Annotated in this window: 15 protein-coding genes; 6 read left to right on the forward strand and 9 right to left on the reverse strand. The window is 61.0% G+C overall.

The window, feature by feature from the left end; translation table 11 throughout:
* Positions 1–45 precede the first annotated feature (45 nt).
* The 8 genes from QRN33_RS10375 to QRN33_RS10410 form a co-directional block, all read right to left on the reverse strand.
* The gene (locus QRN33_RS10375; protein WP_285408417.1) at positions 46–1,614 is read right to left on the reverse strand and encodes a flagellar hook-associated protein 3; all 1,569 of its coding nucleotides are present in this window, start codon (positions 1,612–1,614) and stop codon (positions 46–48) included.
* Positions 1,615–1,627: 13 nt separating this feature from the next.
* A complete protein-coding gene (flgK, locus tag QRN33_RS10380; protein WP_042607507.1) occupies positions 1,628–3,673 on the reverse strand; it encodes a flagellar hook-associated protein FlgK in 2,046 nt (681 codons plus the stop codon).
* Between the two features lie 25 nt (positions 3,674–3,698).
* Positions 3,699–5,012 (reverse strand): flagellar assembly peptidoglycan hydrolase FlgJ, encoded by a 1,314-nt coding sequence (gene flgJ / locus QRN33_RS10385; protein WP_285408420.1) that lies wholly within the window; start codon positions 5,010–5,012, stop codon positions 3,699–3,701.
* Between the two features lie 11 nt (positions 5,013–5,023).
* Positions 5,024–6,112: a flagellar basal body P-ring protein FlgI gene (locus QRN33_RS10390; protein ID WP_024012083.1), complete on the reverse strand. Its 1,089-nt coding sequence runs from the start codon at positions 6,110–6,112 to the stop codon at positions 5,024–5,026.
* 27 nt (positions 6,113–6,139) lie between these two features.
* Positions 6,140–6,835, reverse strand: coding sequence for a flagellar basal body L-ring protein FlgH (gene flgH / locus QRN33_RS10395; protein WP_042607505.1), 696 nt, complete (start codon positions 6,833–6,835; stop codon positions 6,140–6,142).
* Between the two features lie 51 nt (positions 6,836–6,886).
* The gene (gene flgG / locus QRN33_RS10400; RefSeq protein WP_016771111.1) at positions 6,887–7,672 is read right to left on the reverse strand and encodes a flagellar basal-body rod protein FlgG; all 786 of its coding nucleotides are present in this window, start codon (positions 7,670–7,672) and stop codon (positions 6,887–6,889) included.
* A gap of 45 nt (positions 7,673–7,717) precedes the next feature.
* Positions 7,718–8,458: a flagellar basal body rod protein FlgF gene (locus QRN33_RS10405; protein WP_042607504.1), complete on the reverse strand. Its 741-nt coding sequence runs from the start codon at positions 8,456–8,458 to the stop codon at positions 7,718–7,720.
* A gap of 348 nt (positions 8,459–8,806) precedes the next feature.
* On the reverse strand, positions 8,807–10,369 hold the full coding sequence (locus tag QRN33_RS10410; protein WP_042607503.1) for a sigma-54-dependent phenylalanine hydroxylase transcriptional regulator PhhR: 1,563 nt from the start codon (positions 10,367–10,369) through the stop codon (positions 8,807–8,809).
* Between the two features lie 374 nt (positions 10,370–10,743).
* Between QRN33_RS10410 and phhA the strand changes: the two genes are divergently transcribed.
* The 6 genes from phhA to QRN33_RS10440 all read left to right on the forward strand — a co-directional run bounded on the left by phhA (position 10,744) and on the right by QRN33_RS10440 (position 15,155).
* Positions 10,744–11,535: a phenylalanine 4-monooxygenase gene (phhA, locus tag QRN33_RS10415; protein ID WP_252881507.1), complete on the forward strand. Its 792-nt coding sequence runs from the start codon at positions 10,744–10,746 to the stop codon at positions 11,533–11,535.
* A gap of 115 nt (positions 11,536–11,650) precedes the next feature.
* Positions 11,651–12,007: a 4a-hydroxytetrahydrobiopterin dehydratase gene (locus tag QRN33_RS10420; RefSeq protein ID WP_016771115.1), complete on the forward strand. Its 357-nt coding sequence runs from the start codon at positions 11,651–11,653 to the stop codon at positions 12,005–12,007.
* Positions 12,007–13,200 (forward strand): amino acid aminotransferase, encoded by a 1,194-nt coding sequence (locus QRN33_RS10425; RefSeq protein ID WP_285408425.1) that lies wholly within the window; start codon positions 12,007–12,009, stop codon positions 13,198–13,200. Before QRN33_RS10420 ends, QRN33_RS10425 begins: the two co-directional genes overlap by 1 nt.
* Positions 13,201–13,470: 270 nt before the next feature.
* Positions 13,471–13,602: a hypothetical protein gene (locus QRN33_RS10430; RefSeq protein WP_016771117.1), complete on the forward strand. Its 132-nt coding sequence runs from the start codon at positions 13,471–13,473 to the stop codon at positions 13,600–13,602.
* Positions 13,603–13,672: 70 nt separating this feature from the next.
* Positions 13,673–13,855 (forward strand): hypothetical protein, encoded by a 183-nt coding sequence (locus QRN33_RS10435; RefSeq protein ID WP_039761215.1) that lies wholly within the window; start codon positions 13,673–13,675, stop codon positions 13,853–13,855.
* A 112-nt stretch (positions 13,856–13,967) separates the two neighbouring features.
* Positions 13,968–15,155, forward strand: coding sequence for an MFS transporter (locus tag QRN33_RS10440; RefSeq protein ID WP_083354337.1), 1,188 nt, complete (start codon positions 13,968–13,970; stop codon positions 15,153–15,155).
* On the opposite strand, the gene arfB is transcribed toward QRN33_RS10440, so the two are convergent.
* Entirely contained in the window at positions 15,152–15,565 is a 414-nt protein-coding gene (gene arfB, locus QRN33_RS10445; RefSeq protein ID WP_016771119.1) for an alternative ribosome rescue aminoacyl-tRNA hydrolase ArfB, read from the reverse strand. The two genes, QRN33_RS10440 and arfB, sit on opposite strands and share 4 nt — an antisense overlap.
* Between the last annotated feature and the right edge of the window lie 100 nt (positions 15,566–15,665).

The raw sequence follows: 15,665 nt of genomic DNA on the forward strand, positions 1-15,665 counted from the left end.
AAACTCAAGAGCCAACGTACCGGGTGCTCGCACACCCGGTCGATATCAGATCTTGTTGAACAGACCCAGCTGGCTGATTTTGCTGAACGCCAGTTGCGCAGCCTGCAACATGGTCTGCTGCAAGGTCAGGCGGGTCATGACTTCAGCCGGATCCGAATCACGGATCGAGCCCTGCGTCGTAGTGTTGGCCGTGCTCAGGCTGTCATTGGTGACGCTCTGCATATCCAGCGCCTGCCCGCGCGCACCGATCGAAGTGACCGCGGTGCCGATCTGGTTGGTAGCGGCGTCGATATTGCCGAGACCTGCTTCCATCGCACCTTGCAGTTTTTGCTTGGCTACAGGATCGCCATCGATTGGCGTGTTCAGTGCGCCAATCATCTGACCCAGTGTGTCGAGAATATTCTGCGTCTGATGATTGTTCGGCTGAATCGAGAACTGATCACCGGTTGCCGGGGTGTTGCCCAAGGCAAACGTCACACCGGCGGCCGTTGCGTTGCCACCGACCACGGTGCCCGAAGACACTGGTTTGCTGTCGGCGGTGACCGGTGCTGCGTACAGATCGAAATCGGTGGCGCTGGTGAACTTGAGAACCGCGCCGCCCTGCGGGAATGCCGCAGTGTAGGCTGCCTGATCGGTGATCGTCGATCCAGTAATCACCGCTGTAGAGGTATTTCCCGGGCTGCGCGTGGTGGTGAACGTATCAGGGCTTACCGCCAACTGAAAGCTGTGCCCGGCAATGACTGCGTCCGGGTTGGTGTCGCCTTCTTTCAGGTTGATGTTCAGCTTCATGTCGATGCCACGGAAGCTGAAGCTCTGGTTGGAGCCGCTGGTATTGCTGATAACACCGTTCTTGCTCGCTTCAGCAGTCACGTCGTTGCCCAAGGCGTCGGTGATTTGCATCTGCGTGCTGCTGATGAAGCTGACGGTATAGGGTTGACCACTGGTGAACTTGGCGTTGTATGTAGCTTCGGTACCGACCGTGCCGTTGGACAGCACGACGCGACCATCGTCCACCGCCGGAGCGGTCATCTTGACGCTGGTGCGGGCGGTATTGATGGTCTGCTGAAAAGCATCCCAGCCCGTGGTGTTGGTTCCGACCGTCAAGCCATCGCCGATGCCCAGATTGATGGTGGTCTGGTCGCCGTTGTACGTGTAAGTACCGTCGGTATTCTGCGAATACGGCGCAGTGTCGGTTTTCGAACCGGAGAACAGGTAGTTACCGTTGGCATCCTTGGCGTTCATCAAGCCGAGCACTTGTTGCTGAATCTGGCCCAGTTCCGCAGCGTAAGCCTGGCGATCCTTGTCGGTGATCGTGCCGTTGTTCGCGGCCAGCGCGAGTTCCTTGGCACGGGCCAACGCCGTGGTGATCGAGTCCAGCGTGGACTCCTGCACATTCAACGCGCTTTTGGTGGTATCGACGTTGGTCTTGTACTGATCCAGCATCGCTGCCTGCTGACCCAGCTGCAGCAGACGTCCGGCACCGATCGGATCATCGGCGGCGGTGTTGATGCGCTGCAGGCTGCTCGCCTCGCTCGCGGTGGCAACGGCCTTGTTGAAGTTACGCTGATAATCCGAAGCTTGCGTTCCGTAATACTGGGCGGTGGAAATGCGCATGAATTACGACTCCTTAAAGGCTGTTGATCAGCGTGGCGAAAGTTTCCTGCGCAGCTTTGATGATCTGCGAAGACGCTGTGTAGTACTGCTGGTACTTGACCAGGTTGCCGGTTTCTTCGTCCAGGTTGACCCCGGACAGCGAATCGCGGGCACCCTTGGCGTTCTCCAGAATCGCCGTGGTCGCGGCGCTGTCGGATTTGCCTTGGGCGGTCTTGGTACCGACGTTGGTCACCAGGGTGTTGTAGGCGTCAGTCAGGCTGATGCCCTTGCTCGCCGAACCGGTGTCCACGGTCTGTTTGGTTTGCAACGCGACCAGTGCCTGAGCGTTGCGGTTGTCCGAAGACGCCGCGCCGGTCAGGTTCATGGTGAAGGTCTCGCCGGATTTCGGCGTGCCGCCCACGGTGGTCTGCACGGTGAAGGTCTTCTGTACGTTCGGCGTGACGGTAGTGTCCATCACCGGGTTGCCGCTGGCATCGACGATGCCGACTTTCAGATTCAGCGTGTTCGACTGGCCAGGCACGATGGTGCCGGTGCCGATGGTCGCGCCCTTGGCGTCGACCAAATTGTACGATTGACTGCCACCGCTGGCTGCGCCGAACACCAGTTTGACCGGTGTCGAGTTCTTCAACGCCGCCTGCATGTCAGCCTGGGCGGTCGGGTTGTAGATGTCGATCTTGTCGCTGAGCGTCGGCTGGGTGTAATTGCCCAGGCCGTTGGCGCTGGCGACGCCGGTCAAGGGACCTGCCGCAGCGATTTTCTTCGGATCGCTGAGCACGGTCTGAATGCTCGCCGCCGCGTTGCGGGTCGGCGTGATCTTGAACGAGTCACCCGCGCTAAGCGCGCCGCCATTCAAGGCCAGGGTGAAACCGTCGATCACTGGCGGCGGATTGGTCGTGGTGCTGAATGCGCCCAGATCGGTGCCGTCGGAACGCTTGACGGTGTAATCGGTGGCGCTGGTGAAGGTCACCTGATAATCGCTGGTGGTCAGCTTGCCGGTGTCCTTGATGGTCACATCGAGGTTGCCCGAACCGGCGCTGTTGCCATCCTTCGCAATGCTGCGCTGACTGATCAGTGCGGCACTGTTGATGTTGTTGAAAATCGCCGCGCCGAAGTCACCGTTCTTGTCGATGCCCTGGGCTTGCTGGCTGTTGATCTGATCGGCAATCACCAGGGCCACGCGACCGAGCTCGTTGAGCGACGGGTCGAGGACTTCCTTGCGATAGGTCAGCAGGCCACCGATTTCGCCACCGCTGATCACCGAGGTGATGTCGATGGTGCTCGAACCGCGATCCATCTGGATCGCCATGCGCGACGGGTCGGTCTTGCTCGCGACCATGCTCAGGCTGTTGGTGGTGTTGCCGATGACCAGTGGCTGACCGCTGCCGACATAAATGTCGAAGCTGGTGCCGCGCTCGACGACCTGGGCGCCGGTCAGTTCGGACAGCTGACGCACCGCTTCGTTACGGCTGTCGAGCAGGTCGTTCGGCGCCCCGCCACTGGTGGAGATTTCGCCGATCTTCTGGTTGAGATTGGCGATCGCCGTGGCGAGTTTGTTCACCTGGGCGGTCATGTCGCCGAGGCTGCCGTTGATCGTGGTGTTCTGATCGTTGAGCTGCTTGGCCAGGGTATTGAAGCGGCTGGTCAGCGCCTGCGCACCGGTCAACACCGACTGACGCGAAGTGTCATCGGTGGCCGACGTCGATACGCCCTGCATCGAGGTGAAGAATTTCTGCAGCACACCGGTCAGGCCGGTGTTGGTGTCCGACAGAATGGAATCCAGCGGCGTCGCCTGCTTGAGGAACGCGGCCGATTCGCTGTCCAGGGAAGTCGCGGTGTGCAGCTGCGACTCCAGGTACGAGTTGTACACCCGACGCACGTCGGCCAGGGTCGTGCCCGTGCCGATGAAAACGCTGCCGTACTGCTGCGAGGACTTGGTGCCCTGCACGGTTTGCTGACGTGAATAACCGGCGGTGTCGACGTTGGCAATGTTGTTGCCTGTCGTAGCCAGAGAGGACTGGCTGGCCGACAGTCCCGACATCCCGATATTGAGCAAACTCATGGTTCAGACCTTATTACCTGGTGCCTTATAAAGGCGTGGTGGAGACACCCGCCGCAGCGTAGTTTTCAAAACTGTTCATCTGCTTGGCAATTTGCGAAATCTTCGTCGCGTAGTTCGGGTCGGTGGCGTAACCGGCCTTCTGCAACTCGCGTACAAACTGTTCTGGGTTATCGGCAGACTTAAGCACTTCTTGATAGCGATTGTTGCTCTGCAGCAACGTCACCAGATCGTGGAAGCTGTCCTTGTACGAGGCATAGGAACGGAACTCCGCGGTCTCCTTGACCATCGCACCATTGCGGAACTCGCTGGTGATCGCGCGGGCCGAATCGCCCTTCCAGTTGCTGCTCGCCTTGATGCCGAACAGGTTGTGGCTGCTGCTGCCGTCCTGGGCGCGCATGACCGATTTGCCCCAGCCGGTTTCCAGTGCCGCTTGCGCCACCAGATAACGCGGATCGACGCCGATGCGGTCGGCGGCTTCCTTGGCCATCGGCAGCATGGTGTTGACGAATTCGTCGGCCGAACTGAAGGCCTTCTTCGCCGGTGCCAGCGGAATCTGCGCCATGGCGCGGCCGTAGACCTGCATCTGCCCGCCGGCGGCTTTCTGTTCTTCGGCACGGGCCAGCCAGTCGCCGTTGTACAACGCGCCGGAACCGCTGATGGCGGTGATCGCAGCACGTTGCGGCAAGGCGTTGGTCGCCGCCGTCGTGGTGGTCGCAGTGGCAGCGCTCGGCGCCGACGGCACCAGGCCCGCGAGCAAGCGATCGGCCAGTTTCGGCGGCAGCGCCAGACGCCGCTGATTGATCAGCGCCATGTCGTTGCGATGGGAAATATCGGTGTTCGGCGCATGCACCGAGCGCGATGCCCACAACGGACGCTCGCCGTTGACGCGGGACAGCGGACCGGTGGCGACGGTGCCGGCGGCAATCGGTGTCGGCACGGCGGCGGCCTTGGCCAGCGCTTCCTGTTGCTTGGCGGCGGACGCAGCCGCAGCCTCGCCCGGCGCCATCGGTTTGTTCTTCGACATCTGCCGGATCAGCACGTCAGCCAGGCCGATACCACCGCCCTCGCGGGACATGGAAACCGCCAATTGCTGGTCGTACATTTCCTGATACTGCTTGGCCGCCGGCGTGTTCAGCGGGTTGTCCTGGCCGAGCGCTTCGGTGGCCGAACGCATCGACTTGAGCATTTCGCCAAGGAACAGCGACTCGAACTCCTGCGCCACCTTGCGCATGTTTTCGTCGCTGTTCTTGTCGCCGACCTTGAGCTGGTTCAGACGATTGAGGTCCGAGTAGGAACCCGAATCGCTGCTGCTGACCAAACCGCTTTTGCGCATATCCATGGTGGTCGGCCTCAGATCACGATCAGGTCGGCTTGCAATGCGCCGGCCTGCTTCAGAGCTTCGAGAATCGCCATCAGGTCACCCGGTGCTGCGCCGACCTGGTTCACCGCACGGACGATCTCGTCGAGGGTGGTGCCCGGGCCGAACTTGAACATCGGTTTGGCTTCCTGTTCAGCATTCACCCGCGAGCGCGGCACGACGGCGGTCTGGCCGTTGGACAGCGGGCCCGGCTGGCTGACGATCGGGTCTTCGGTGATGGTCACGGTCAGGCTGCCGTGGGTCACGGCGGCTGGCGACACTTTCACGTTCTGGCCGATGACGATGGTGCCGGTGCGCGAGTTGATGATGACCTTCGCCACCGCCTGACCCGGATCGATTTCGAGGTTTTCCAGGATCGACAGGTAGTCGACACGCTGGCTCGGATCCAGTGGCGCAGTCACGCGCACCGAACCGCCGTCGATGGCTTGGGCGACGCCAGGGCCGAGCATGTCGTTGACCTTGTCGACGATGCGCTTGGCGGTGGTGAAGTCGGAGCGGTTGAGGTTCAGCGTCAGGCTGTTGCCCTGGTTGAAACCGCTCGGCACCGCACGTTCCACCGACGCACCGCCAGGGATGCGACCGGCCGACGGAACGTTGACGGTGATCTTCGAACCGTCGCGACCTTCGGCATCGAAACCGCCGACCACGAGGTTGCCCTGAGCAATTGCATAGACGTTGCCGTCGATACCCTTGAGCGGGGTCAGCAACAAGGTGCCGCCACGCAGGCTCTTGGAGTTACCGATCGAGGACACGGTGATATCGACCTGCTGACCCGGTTTGGCAAACGCCGGCAGATCGGCACTCACCGACACCGCCGCGACGTTCTTCAACTGCACGTTGCCCGATCCCGGCGGTACCTTGATGCCGAACTGCGAGAGCATGTTGTTGAAGGTCTGCAGGGTGAACGGAGTCTGCGTCGTCTGGTCACCGGTGCCGTTAAGCCCGACCACCAGGCCGTAACCGATCAACTGGTTGGAGCGCACGCCGGAAATGCTGGCGATGTCTTTCAGCCGCTCGGCGTGTGCGGTGAAAGCCGCAGACATCAGTAATGCGGCCACCATAAGGCTTTTCAGATTCAACGTAGCCACCTAGAAAGGGAACAGCGGGCTGAGGAAGAAACGGTCGAACCAGCCTGGCTGACTCGTATCGGCAAACGCGCCGGTACCCGAGTAGGTGATGCGCGCATCGGCGACGCGGGTCGACGACACGGTGTTGTCGGTCGCGATGTCATCGGCGCGAACCATGCCGGCGATGCGCACCAGTTCGTCACCGGTGTTGAGCGTCAGCCACTTCTCGCCACGCACGGCGATGATGCCGTTGGGCAGCACGTCGGCCACGGTCACGGTGATCGAGCCGGTCAGGCTGTTGCTCTGCCCGGACTTGGCGTCGCCCTTGGTCGAACGGTCGGCGCTGTAGCCGGCGTTGAGGCTCAGGTCGTTGCCACCGATCGGGTTGTTGGTCGTCAGGCTGGAGCCGAACAACGAGGTCAGACCGATCTTGTTGTCGCTGTTCTTGTCCATCTGCGAGTTGGCGTTCTTGCTCGCCTGGGTACGCTCGTTGAGGGTGATGGTGATGATGTCACCGACCCGGAACGCCTTGCGGTCGCTGTACAGGTTCTGCTCGAAGCCGGCCTGATAGATCGAGCCGTTATTGGCGGCCGCCGGCAACGGTGTGCGCGGCAACACCGGGGCGTAGTAAGGGTCATTGGGCTTGGGCGCCGGAGCGACGCAGCCCGCGAGCGAGACGACCCCACCCAATGCCAGAACAGATACAAAGCGCTTCATGACCCTACCTCACGGTGTTGCTGGCGACCTCAGGCCGCCCCATAGACTGGATTACAGATTCTGCGTTACGAACGAGAGCATCTGGTCGGCGGTGGAGATCACCTTGGAGTTCATCTCGTAGGCGCGCTGAGTGGTGATCATGTTGACCATCTCTTCAACGGTGCTGACGTTCGAGGTTTCCAGGGTGTTCTGCAGCGTGGTACCGAAACCGTTCAGGCCCGGAGTGCCGATTTGCGGCGCGCCGGAAGCAGCGGTTTCGAGGAACAGGTTGTTGCCCACGGCTTGCAGGCCGGCCGGGTTGATGAAGTCGGCGGTCTGCAGGTTGCCGATCACTTGCGACGCCGGGTTGCCGGCGATGGTGATCGACACGGTGCCGTCACGGCCGACGGTGAAGGTCTGCGCATCGTTCGGGATGATGATCGCCGGCTCCAGAGCGAAACCGCTGGCGTTGACGATCTGGCCGTTGGAGTCGAGGTGGAAAGTACCGTCACGGGTGTAGGACGTGGTGCCATCCGGCTGCAGGATCTGGAAGAAACCGCGACCGTCGATGGCCATGTCCAGCGGCTGCTCGGTGGTTTGCAGGCTGCCGGCGGTGAAGTTCTTCTGGGTGCCGACAATGCGCACACCGGTACCCACTTGCAGACCCGACGGCAGTTCGCTGTCCTGGGTCGACTGAGCACCTGGCTGACGCTTGATCTGGTACAGCAGGTCCTGGAACTCGGCACGGTCACGTTTGAACCCCGTGGTCGAAACGTTCGCCAGGTTGTTGGAAATGGTGGTCAGGTTGGTGTCCTGGGCGGACAGACCGGTTTTGGCAACCCATAGAGCCGGAAGCATTCGATTCTCCTCGTGCGCCTGTTTTACGGCGCGACGTTCTGATAATTAGCTGATCTGCAAGACCCGAGCCATGGCCTGGTCGTCGTCTTTGGCGGTGTTCATCATCTTGACGTGCAACTCGAACTGCTTGGCCAGGGCCAGCACCGAGGTCATTTCTTCCACGGCATTGACGTTGCTCGACTCGAGGAAACCCGAGACCAGTTTGACGTTGGCGTCGGCTTGCGCCGGCTGGCCGTCCTTGGTGTAAATCGAACCGTCGAGACCTTTGTTCATGTTCTTGATGTCCGGGTTGACCAGCTTGATGCGGTCGACTTCGGCCATCACGCGCGGGCCTTCACCCATGGCGCGGATGCTGATGGTGCCGTCTTCACCGACTTCGACCTGCTGCTCGGGCGGCACAGCGATCGGGCCGCCGTTACCGATTACCGGCATGCCGTTGCCGGCGCGCAGCACGCCGAGGGCGTCGATGTTCAGGCTGCCGGTGCGCACGTAACTTTCACCGCCACCGGGATTCTGCACGGCGATGAAACCGTTGCCGGATACCGCGACGTCGAGTTCACGACCGGTCTGCACCAGCGAGCCCGGGGTGAAATCGGTGGCAGGACGCTCGCTCATGGCAAACGCGCGCGCCGGAAAGCTGTCACCAAACACCGGCATCGACCGCGCCTGTTCGAGGTCGCGCTGAAAGCCGTTGGTGGAGATGTTCGCCAGGTTGTTGGCATGCGCCCGCTGCGCCAGTGCGTTCTGGCTGGCGCCGGTCATTGCCACATAAAGGTACTTGTCCACTGTGTTTCCTCTGCATGCCGGACGTTTGCCGCCCACCGCTGTACTGCTCAGCCATAAGCAATTTGCAGACCAACTTTTTATTGGCGGACGAAGGCCCGGTAAACAAGGGACTTGAGGGGGATGGAGGGGGAATTTGAAATGTGCAGAAGACGAAAAACCGGCGGTGTCATGCCGCTTCGCGGCAATCCCTGATTACGAGTGAAATCAGTCCCTGTGGCGAGGGGGCTTGCTCCCGCTCGGCTGCGAAGCAGTCGTAAACCCGGTGAGTGCGGTGTGCCTGACTCACCCGGCTGAATGGATTTGGGGCTGCTGCGCAACCCAGCGGGAGCAAGCTCCCTCGCCACAAGGTTATTCGGCCGCGTCTTTGCCCACCTCATATTCACGCAGCTTGTTGGCAATCGTGGTGTGCGAAACACCCAGCCGTTTGCCCAGTTGTCGACTGCTCGGGTGCTCGGAATACAACCGTTCCAGTACCGCTTTCTCGAAGCGCCCGACGATCTCGTCGAGATTTCCATCCAGGGAAAAATCGCCAAGCGGCTGACGCACGCCGTAATCCGGCAGGCGGATATGTTCGGCCTTGACCTTGCCGCCGTCGCACAACGAAACCGCTTGGAACAGCACGTTCTCCAGTTGCCGCACGTTGCCCGGCCAGTGGTAATGGCTGAGCCGCTCCATCGCCGCCGGGGCCAGTTTCGGCAGCGGGCAGCCGATCTGCCGACTGGCCTGATCGAGGAAGTGCTCGACCAGCGGCGTCAAACCGTCGAGGCATTCGCGCAGTGGCGGGATGTGCAGCGACAGCACATTCAAGCGGTGATACAGATCCTGGCGAAACTCGCCGCGCGCGCACAGTTCGGACAAATCCACCTGGGTCGCGCAGATTACCCGCACGTCGAGATAGACCTCTTCATCGCTGCCGACACGGCGGAAGCAACCGTCCTGGAGAAAGCGCAACAGCTTGACCTGCAAGCGCGGGCTCATCTCGCCAACGCCATCGAGAAACAGCGTGCCGCCAGCGGTCAACTCCAGCAGGCCGAGCTTGCCTTCGGCCCGCGCACCTTCGAAGGCGCCTGGGCCGTAGCCGAACAGTTCAGTCTCGGCCATCGACTCCGGCAACCCGGCGCAGTTGAGCGCCATCAAAGGCGACTGCCCACGCGGACTCGCGAGGTGGCAGGCGCGCGCGAGCAGTTCCTTGCCGGTGCCGGTTTCGCCTTCTATTAATAGCGGCGCATCCAGCGGCGCCATGCGTCGCGCTTCGCGGACCACGGCGGCCATGACTTTCGAGCTCTGGAAGATACTGTCGAAGCCCCGCAGTTCCTGTTTGCGCACATTGTAGATACGCTCGCCGACGCGATCGGCGCGGTGCAGGGTCAGCACCGCGCCGGCCATGGCCTCGCTGTCGTCGTGCTCCGATTGCAGCGGCGCGATGTCGGCGAGAAAGATGTCGCCCTTGACCTTGACCCGCATGCCGTTGATCCGCGACTTGTTGGCCCGCACCAGTTCCGGCAGGTCGAAATCCTCGGCATAACGCGACAGCGGAATCCCCGGCACTTCATCGACGCGCACCCCGAGCAATTGCGCTGCCGCGCGGTTGGCCGCAACGATCGAGCCGCCCATGTCGATCGACAACACCGGAAACTCCAGCGCGCCGAGCAACGCATTCAATTCCATATGCCGGCGTTCGCTGGGCATCAGCCCGACACGCTTGACCCCGAATACTCCACCAATCGCCTCGAACTTCGGCCGCAGCGCCTGGAACTGGATGTTGATCAGGTTCGGACAGTGCAGATAGATCGCATTGCCATGCTCACCACCCACCTCACCGCGGGCAACGTTGATTCCGTACGCCACCAGCAGATTGAGAATGTCGCGCAGGATGCCGATGCGGTTCTGGCAGTGGACTTTGATGCGCATAGGAAAAGGCCCGGTTGAACGAAGAGAAACCTGTAGGAGTGAGCCTGCTCGCGATAGCGGGGTGTTAGTCGACAAATATGTGTCTGATAGACCGCTATCGCGAGCAGGCTCACTCCTACAGGGGAACGGCGCCCGATTTTCTGTCGAGGCACGCAGATAGTTGTCAAGATTATGTGACAGCCCCTGCCCTTTTCAAACCCACCAATCGCCGTAAATGCGCTCTAGCCGACAAACCGTAACGATAACTTTACGAAACAAGCAGAATTTTCCTACGCACCCGCGGGTCAACATGCTGCACGCCATCACACTCTCGGGTATTCCTGTAGCCATCGCTGGACATAACAAAAACCAGATTCCCCTAGCAGGAGAGCAGCATGAAGCAGACGCAATACGTGGCTCGCGAGCCCGATGCGCTAGGTTTTATCGACTACCCCGCCGAAGAACATGCGGTGTGGAACACGCTGATCACTCGCCAGTTGAAGGTGATTGAAGGTCGTGCGTGCCAGGAATACCTGGACGGTATCGAAAAACTCGGTCTGCCCCACGACCGCATTCCGCAACTGGCCGAGATCAACAAAGTCCTCGGCGAGACCACAGGCTGGCAGGTCGCCCGGGTGCCGGCGCTGATTCCTTTCCAGACTTTTTTCGAATTGCTCGCCAGCAAGCAATTCCCCGTCGCTACTTTCATTCGTACCCGCGAAGAACTCGACTATCTGCAGGAGCCGGACATCTTTCACGAGATCTTTGGCCACTGCCCGCTGCTGACCAACCCGTATTTCGCCGAATTCACCCACACCTACGGCAAGCTCGGACTGCAGGCGACCAAGGAAGAGCGCGTGTACCTGGCGCGGTTGTACTGGATGACCATCGAATTCGGTCTGGTTGACACCCCGCAGGGCAAGCGCATTTACGGTGGCGGGATTCTGTCCTCGCCGAAAGAAAGCGTTTACTGCTTGTCGGACGAGCCGGAGCATCAGTTGTTCGATCCGCTGGAAGCCATGCGCACGCCGTATCGCATCGACATCCTGCAACCGCTGTACTTCGTCTTGCCGAATCTCAAGCGCCTGTTCGATGTCGCCCATGAAGACATCATGGCCATGGTTCGCCAGGGCATGCAGTTGGGCTTGCACGCGCCGAAATTTCCGCCGAAACCGAAAGCCGCCTGAACCGCGACTTTTGCTGATAATTGCGTCTGTGCGTCGCCGCCGCTTTGCTTTAGCGTGACGGCAATGACGGCACATGCGCTTTAATAAAAAACACACTCGATTTCAGGAATACACCATGTCGACTTTGAACCAAGCCCACTGCGAAGCCTGCCGCGCCGATGCGCCACAAGTCAGCGATGAAGAACTGCCGATCCTGATCAAGCAGATCCCTGACTGGAACATCGAAGTACGCGACGGCATCATGCAGTTGGAGAAGGTTTTCCTGTTCAAGAACTTCAAACATGCGCTGGCCTTCACCAACGCCGTGGGCGAGATCTCCGAGGCCGAAGGTCACCACCCGGGCCTCTTGACCGAATGGGGCAAAGTCACCGTGACCTGGTGGAGCCATTCGATCAAAGGGCTGCACCGCAACGACTTCATCATGGCTGCGCGCACTGACGAAGTGGCGAAGACCGCAGAAGGACGCAAGTAATGCACTTCGACGCCATCGGCCGGGTCCCCGGCGACCCGATCCTCGGTTTGATGGAGGCTTATGCGCAGGATGCCAATCCGCGCAAATTCGACCTCGGCGTTGGCGTCTACAAGGACGCCCAAGGCCTGACGCCGATCCCGGAAGCGGTGAAGATCGCCGAAGCGCGGCTGGTCGAAAGCCAGGACACCAAGACCTACATCGGTGGCCACGGCAACCCGCTGTTCGACAAGGTCATCAATGAGCTGGTACTGGGTGCCGACTCGCGGTTGATCGCCGAACAACGCGCCGGCGCCACCCAGACCCCGGGCGGCACCGGAGCCCTGCGTCTGGCTGCCGATTTCATCGCGCAATGCCTGCCGGGCAAAGGTGTGTGGTTGAGCAACCCGACCTGGCCGATCCACGAAACGATTTTCGCCGCAGCCAAGGTCAAGGTCAGCTACTACCCGTACGTCGGTAGCGACAACCGCCTCGACGTCGAAGCGATGCTCGCCGTGCTCAGGGAAGTGCCGAAGGGCGACGTGGTGCTGCTGCATGCCTGCTGCCACAATCCGACCGGTTTCGACCTGAACCATGACGACTGGAAGCGCGTGCTTGAAGTGGTGCGCAGCCGCGATCTGCTGCCGCTGATCGACTTCGCTTATCAGGGTTTTGGTGATGGCCTCGAACAGGACGCGTGGTCGACCCGGCTGTTCGCGTCACAGGTGCCGGAGCTATTGATCACCAGTTCCTGCTCGAAGAACTTCGGCCTGTACCGCGACCGCACCGGTGCGCTGATCGTCTGCGCCAACAACGCCGACAAGCTCACCGACATCCGCAGCCAACTGGCCAACATCGCCCGCAATCTGTGGTCGACGCCGCCGGATCACGGCGCGGCAGTGGTCGCGACCATCCTTGCCGATCCAGAGCTGAAAGCGCGCTGGGCCGACGAAGTGGAAGCCATGCGTCTGCGGATCGCGCAGCTGCGCAGCGGTCTGGTCGAGGCGCTGGAACCGCACGGTTTGCGCGAGCGTTTTGCGCACATCGGCGTGCAACGCGGGATGTTCTCCTACACCGGCCTGTCGCCGGAACAGGTGAAGCACCTGCGCGAACGGCACAGCGTGTACATGGTCAGCTCCGGCCGGGCCAACGTCGCCGGCATCGACGCCACCCGCCTCACCTCGCTGGCCGAAGCCATCGCCAGCGTTTGCAAATAATTACTGCAACACAAAACCCTGTGGGAGCGAGCCTGCTCGCGAAAGCGGCGTGTCATTCAACGAAAATGTTGCCTGACACACTGCCTTCGCGAGCAGGCTCGCTCCCACATTTGTTTTGTGGTGACCTTTGGGGGTTGCCCTCCCCTGCGGCCATCTGTCGCATTAATTTGAATTAAAAGTCTGATTGTCATTTTTCCTGCTGTATCCTGCGCAGGCTTTGTAAAGCGCGGAGCACCTGATCTATCAACAGACTTAGCGAGGAGCGCAACCATGCACGAGATTCCCAATCTCCCCTTCCCGAGCCTGCACGTACCTGAGCAGACGACCCCGCAACACGCCGGCGCTGAAAAGCCCGAGCCGCAAGAAGCCGCTGACAGCCGCAAAGCCGACAGCGAAGAGTAAGACCCGCCGTACAGACCGTGTGGAAAGCGCTAACATGCGCTTTCCACACTGCCTGAAACCCGAGCCCGCCATGACCGACGAATTCTCCGAAAGCCAAGCTGCCGTACTGATCGGCGCCACCGAGAAAATGATCGAGATCTGGAATCGCCTGTCGCCCGAGAAGCAAGCTGCCCTGCTCGAGCGTTTCGGCAGCGAAGAGAACGCCCTCGCCGCCCTCGTCACGACGCAACTGGTCGCCCCGGCAAAATCCTGAAAGCGCCGCCCGGCAAATAGTTTTACTTTTCCCCGCCCCTGAACGGTTCACGCCGGTATCATGAGCAGCCTATCCAATCTGCTGCTCCCGTGGATCGTTACCCATGTCGTCTATATCCGAGCCCCAGCGCCCGCTGGCGGTTACGCTGCAAGTGGTTTCCATCGTCCTCTTCACCTTCATCGGTTACCTGAACATCGGCATCCCGCTCGCCGTGTTGCCGGGTTACGTTCACAGTGACCTCGGTTTCGGCGCGGTGATCGCCGGGCTGGTGATCAGCGTGCAATACCTCGCCACCCTGCTCAGCCGTCCGTATGCCGGCAAGATCATCGACAATCAGGGCAGCAAGCGCGCGGTAATGATTGGCCTCGCGGGTTGTGGCTTGAGCGGTGTGTTCATGCTGATTTCCGCATGGACACCGAACCTGCCGCTGCTCAGCCTGATCAGCCTGTTGATCGGCCGCCTGGTACTGGGCAGCGCCGAGAGTCTGGTCGGTTCCGGCTCGATTGGCTGGGGCATCGGTCGCGTCGGCGCGGCGAATACCGCGAAAGTGATTTCCTGGAACGGCATCGCCAGTTACGGCGCTCTGGCGATCGGCGCGCCATTCGGCGTGTGGCTGGTGAGCCGCCTGGGTTTGTGGAGCATGGGCGTGAGCATCATCCTCCTCGCCTTGCTCGGTCTGGCGCTGGCATGGCCGAAGACCGCGGCGCCGATTGTCGCTGGTGAGCGTTTGCCGTTCATGCATGTGCTGGGCAAAGTCTTCCCTCACGGCTGCGGACTGGCGCTGGGCTCGATCGGCTTCGGCACCATCGCCACCTTCATCACCCTGTACTACGCGACCCAGCATTGGGATAACGCGGTGCTGTGCCTGAGCCTGTTCGGCGCCAGCTTCATCGGCGCGCGGCTGCTGTTCGGCAACCTGATCAACCGCCTCGGCGGTTTCCGCGTGGCGATCGCCTGCCTGTCGGTGGAAACGTTGGGGTTGTTGCTGCTCTGGATCGCGCCGGATGCGCACTGGGCCCTGGCCGGTGCGGCGCTCAGCGGCTTTGGCTTCTCGCTGGTGTTCCCGGCGCTGGGCGTCGAAGCGGTGAATCTGGTGCCGGCCTCCAGCCGTGGTGCGGCGGTCGGTGCCTATTCACTGTTCATTGATTTGTCGCTGGGGATCACCGGGCCATTGGCCGGGGCGATTGCCGCCGGGTTCGGCTTTGCTTCGATCTTCCTGTTCGCCGCATTCGCGGCGTTGAGCGGACTTGGCTTGAGTGTCTATCTGTACAAGCACACGGCGAAATATCGCGAGGCTTAAAAATCCACTTTGCCGCGTCCGGCCTTGATGCTGCCGCGCTTGGTTTTCGACTCCAGCCGACGTTTCTTCGAACCGAGGGTCGGCTTGGTCGGGCGGCGTTTCTTTTCGACTTTGGTGGCGCTGAGAATCAGCTCGACCAGTCGCTCCAGCGCATCGGCGCGGTTGGCTTCCTGGGTGCGATATTGCTGCGCCTTGATGATCAGCACGCCGTCGCTGGTGATGCGACTGTCGCGCAGCGCCAGCAGGCGTTCCTTGTAGAACTCCGGCAAGGACGAATTGGGAATGTCGAAGCGCAGGTGCATGGCGCTGGAAACCTTGTTGACGTTCTGCCCACCGGCGCCTTGCGCGCGGATGGCGGTCAACTCGATCTCGGCATCCGGCAGATGCACATTGTTGGAAATCACCAGCATGGAAAAGCGTCCGTAATCAGTAGATGCAGGATAACCTGAAACAGCGCTCAAACCTGATGAAGATCCCCTTGTAGGAGTGAGCCTGCTCGCGATAGCGGGG

Source organism: Pseudomonas sp. FR229a, from assembly GCF_030209115.1.
Taxonomy (GTDB): Bacteria; Pseudomonadota; Gammaproteobacteria; order Pseudomonadales; family Pseudomonadaceae; genus Aquipseudomonas; species Aquipseudomonas moraviensis_A.

Bases quoted from the DNA above. Each gene is read 5' to 3' on its own strand.
- QRN33_RS10375 (WP_285408417.1), bottom strand. From the start codon at position 1,614: ATGCGCATTTCCACCGCCCAGTATTACGGAACGCAAGCTTCGGATTAT.
- flgK (WP_042607507.1), bottom strand. From the start codon at position 3,673: ATGAGTTTGCTCAATATCGGGATGTCGGGACTGTCGGCCAGCCAGTCC.
- flgJ (WP_285408420.1), bottom strand. From the start codon at position 5,012: ATGGATATGCGCAAAAGCGGTTTGGTCAGCAGCAGCGATTCGGGTTCC.
- QRN33_RS10390 (WP_024012083.1), bottom strand. From the start codon at position 6,112: ATGGTGGCCGCATTACTGATGTCTGCGGCTTTCACCGCACACGCCGAG.
- flgH (WP_042607505.1), bottom strand. From the start codon at position 6,835: ATGAAGCGCTTTGTATCTGTTCTGGCATTGGGTGGGGTCGTCTCGCTC.
- flgG (WP_016771111.1), bottom strand. From the start codon at position 7,672: ATGCTTCCGGCTCTATGGGTTGCCAAAACCGGTCTGTCCGCCCAGGAC.
- QRN33_RS10410 (WP_042607503.1), bottom strand. From the start codon at position 10,369: ATGCGCATCAAAGTCCACTGCCAGAACCGCATCGGCATCCTGCGCGAC.
- phhA (WP_252881507.1), top strand. From the start codon at position 10,744: ATGAAGCAGACGCAATACGTGGCTCGCGAGCCCGATGCGCTAGGTTTT.
- QRN33_RS10420 (WP_016771115.1), top strand. From the start codon at position 11,651: ATGTCGACTTTGAACCAAGCCCACTGCGAAGCCTGCCGCGCCGATGCG.
- QRN33_RS10425 (WP_285408425.1), top strand. From the start codon at position 12,007: ATGCACTTCGACGCCATCGGCCGGGTCCCCGGCGACCCGATCCTCGGT.
- QRN33_RS10430 (WP_016771117.1), top strand. From the start codon at position 13,471: ATGCACGAGATTCCCAATCTCCCCTTCCCGAGCCTGCACGTACCTGAG.
- QRN33_RS10435 (WP_039761215.1), top strand. From the start codon at position 13,673: ATGACCGACGAATTCTCCGAAAGCCAAGCTGCCGTACTGATCGGCGCC.
- arfB (WP_016771119.1), bottom strand. From the start codon at position 15,565: ATGCTGGTGATTTCCAACAATGTGCATCTGCCGGATGCCGAGATCGAG.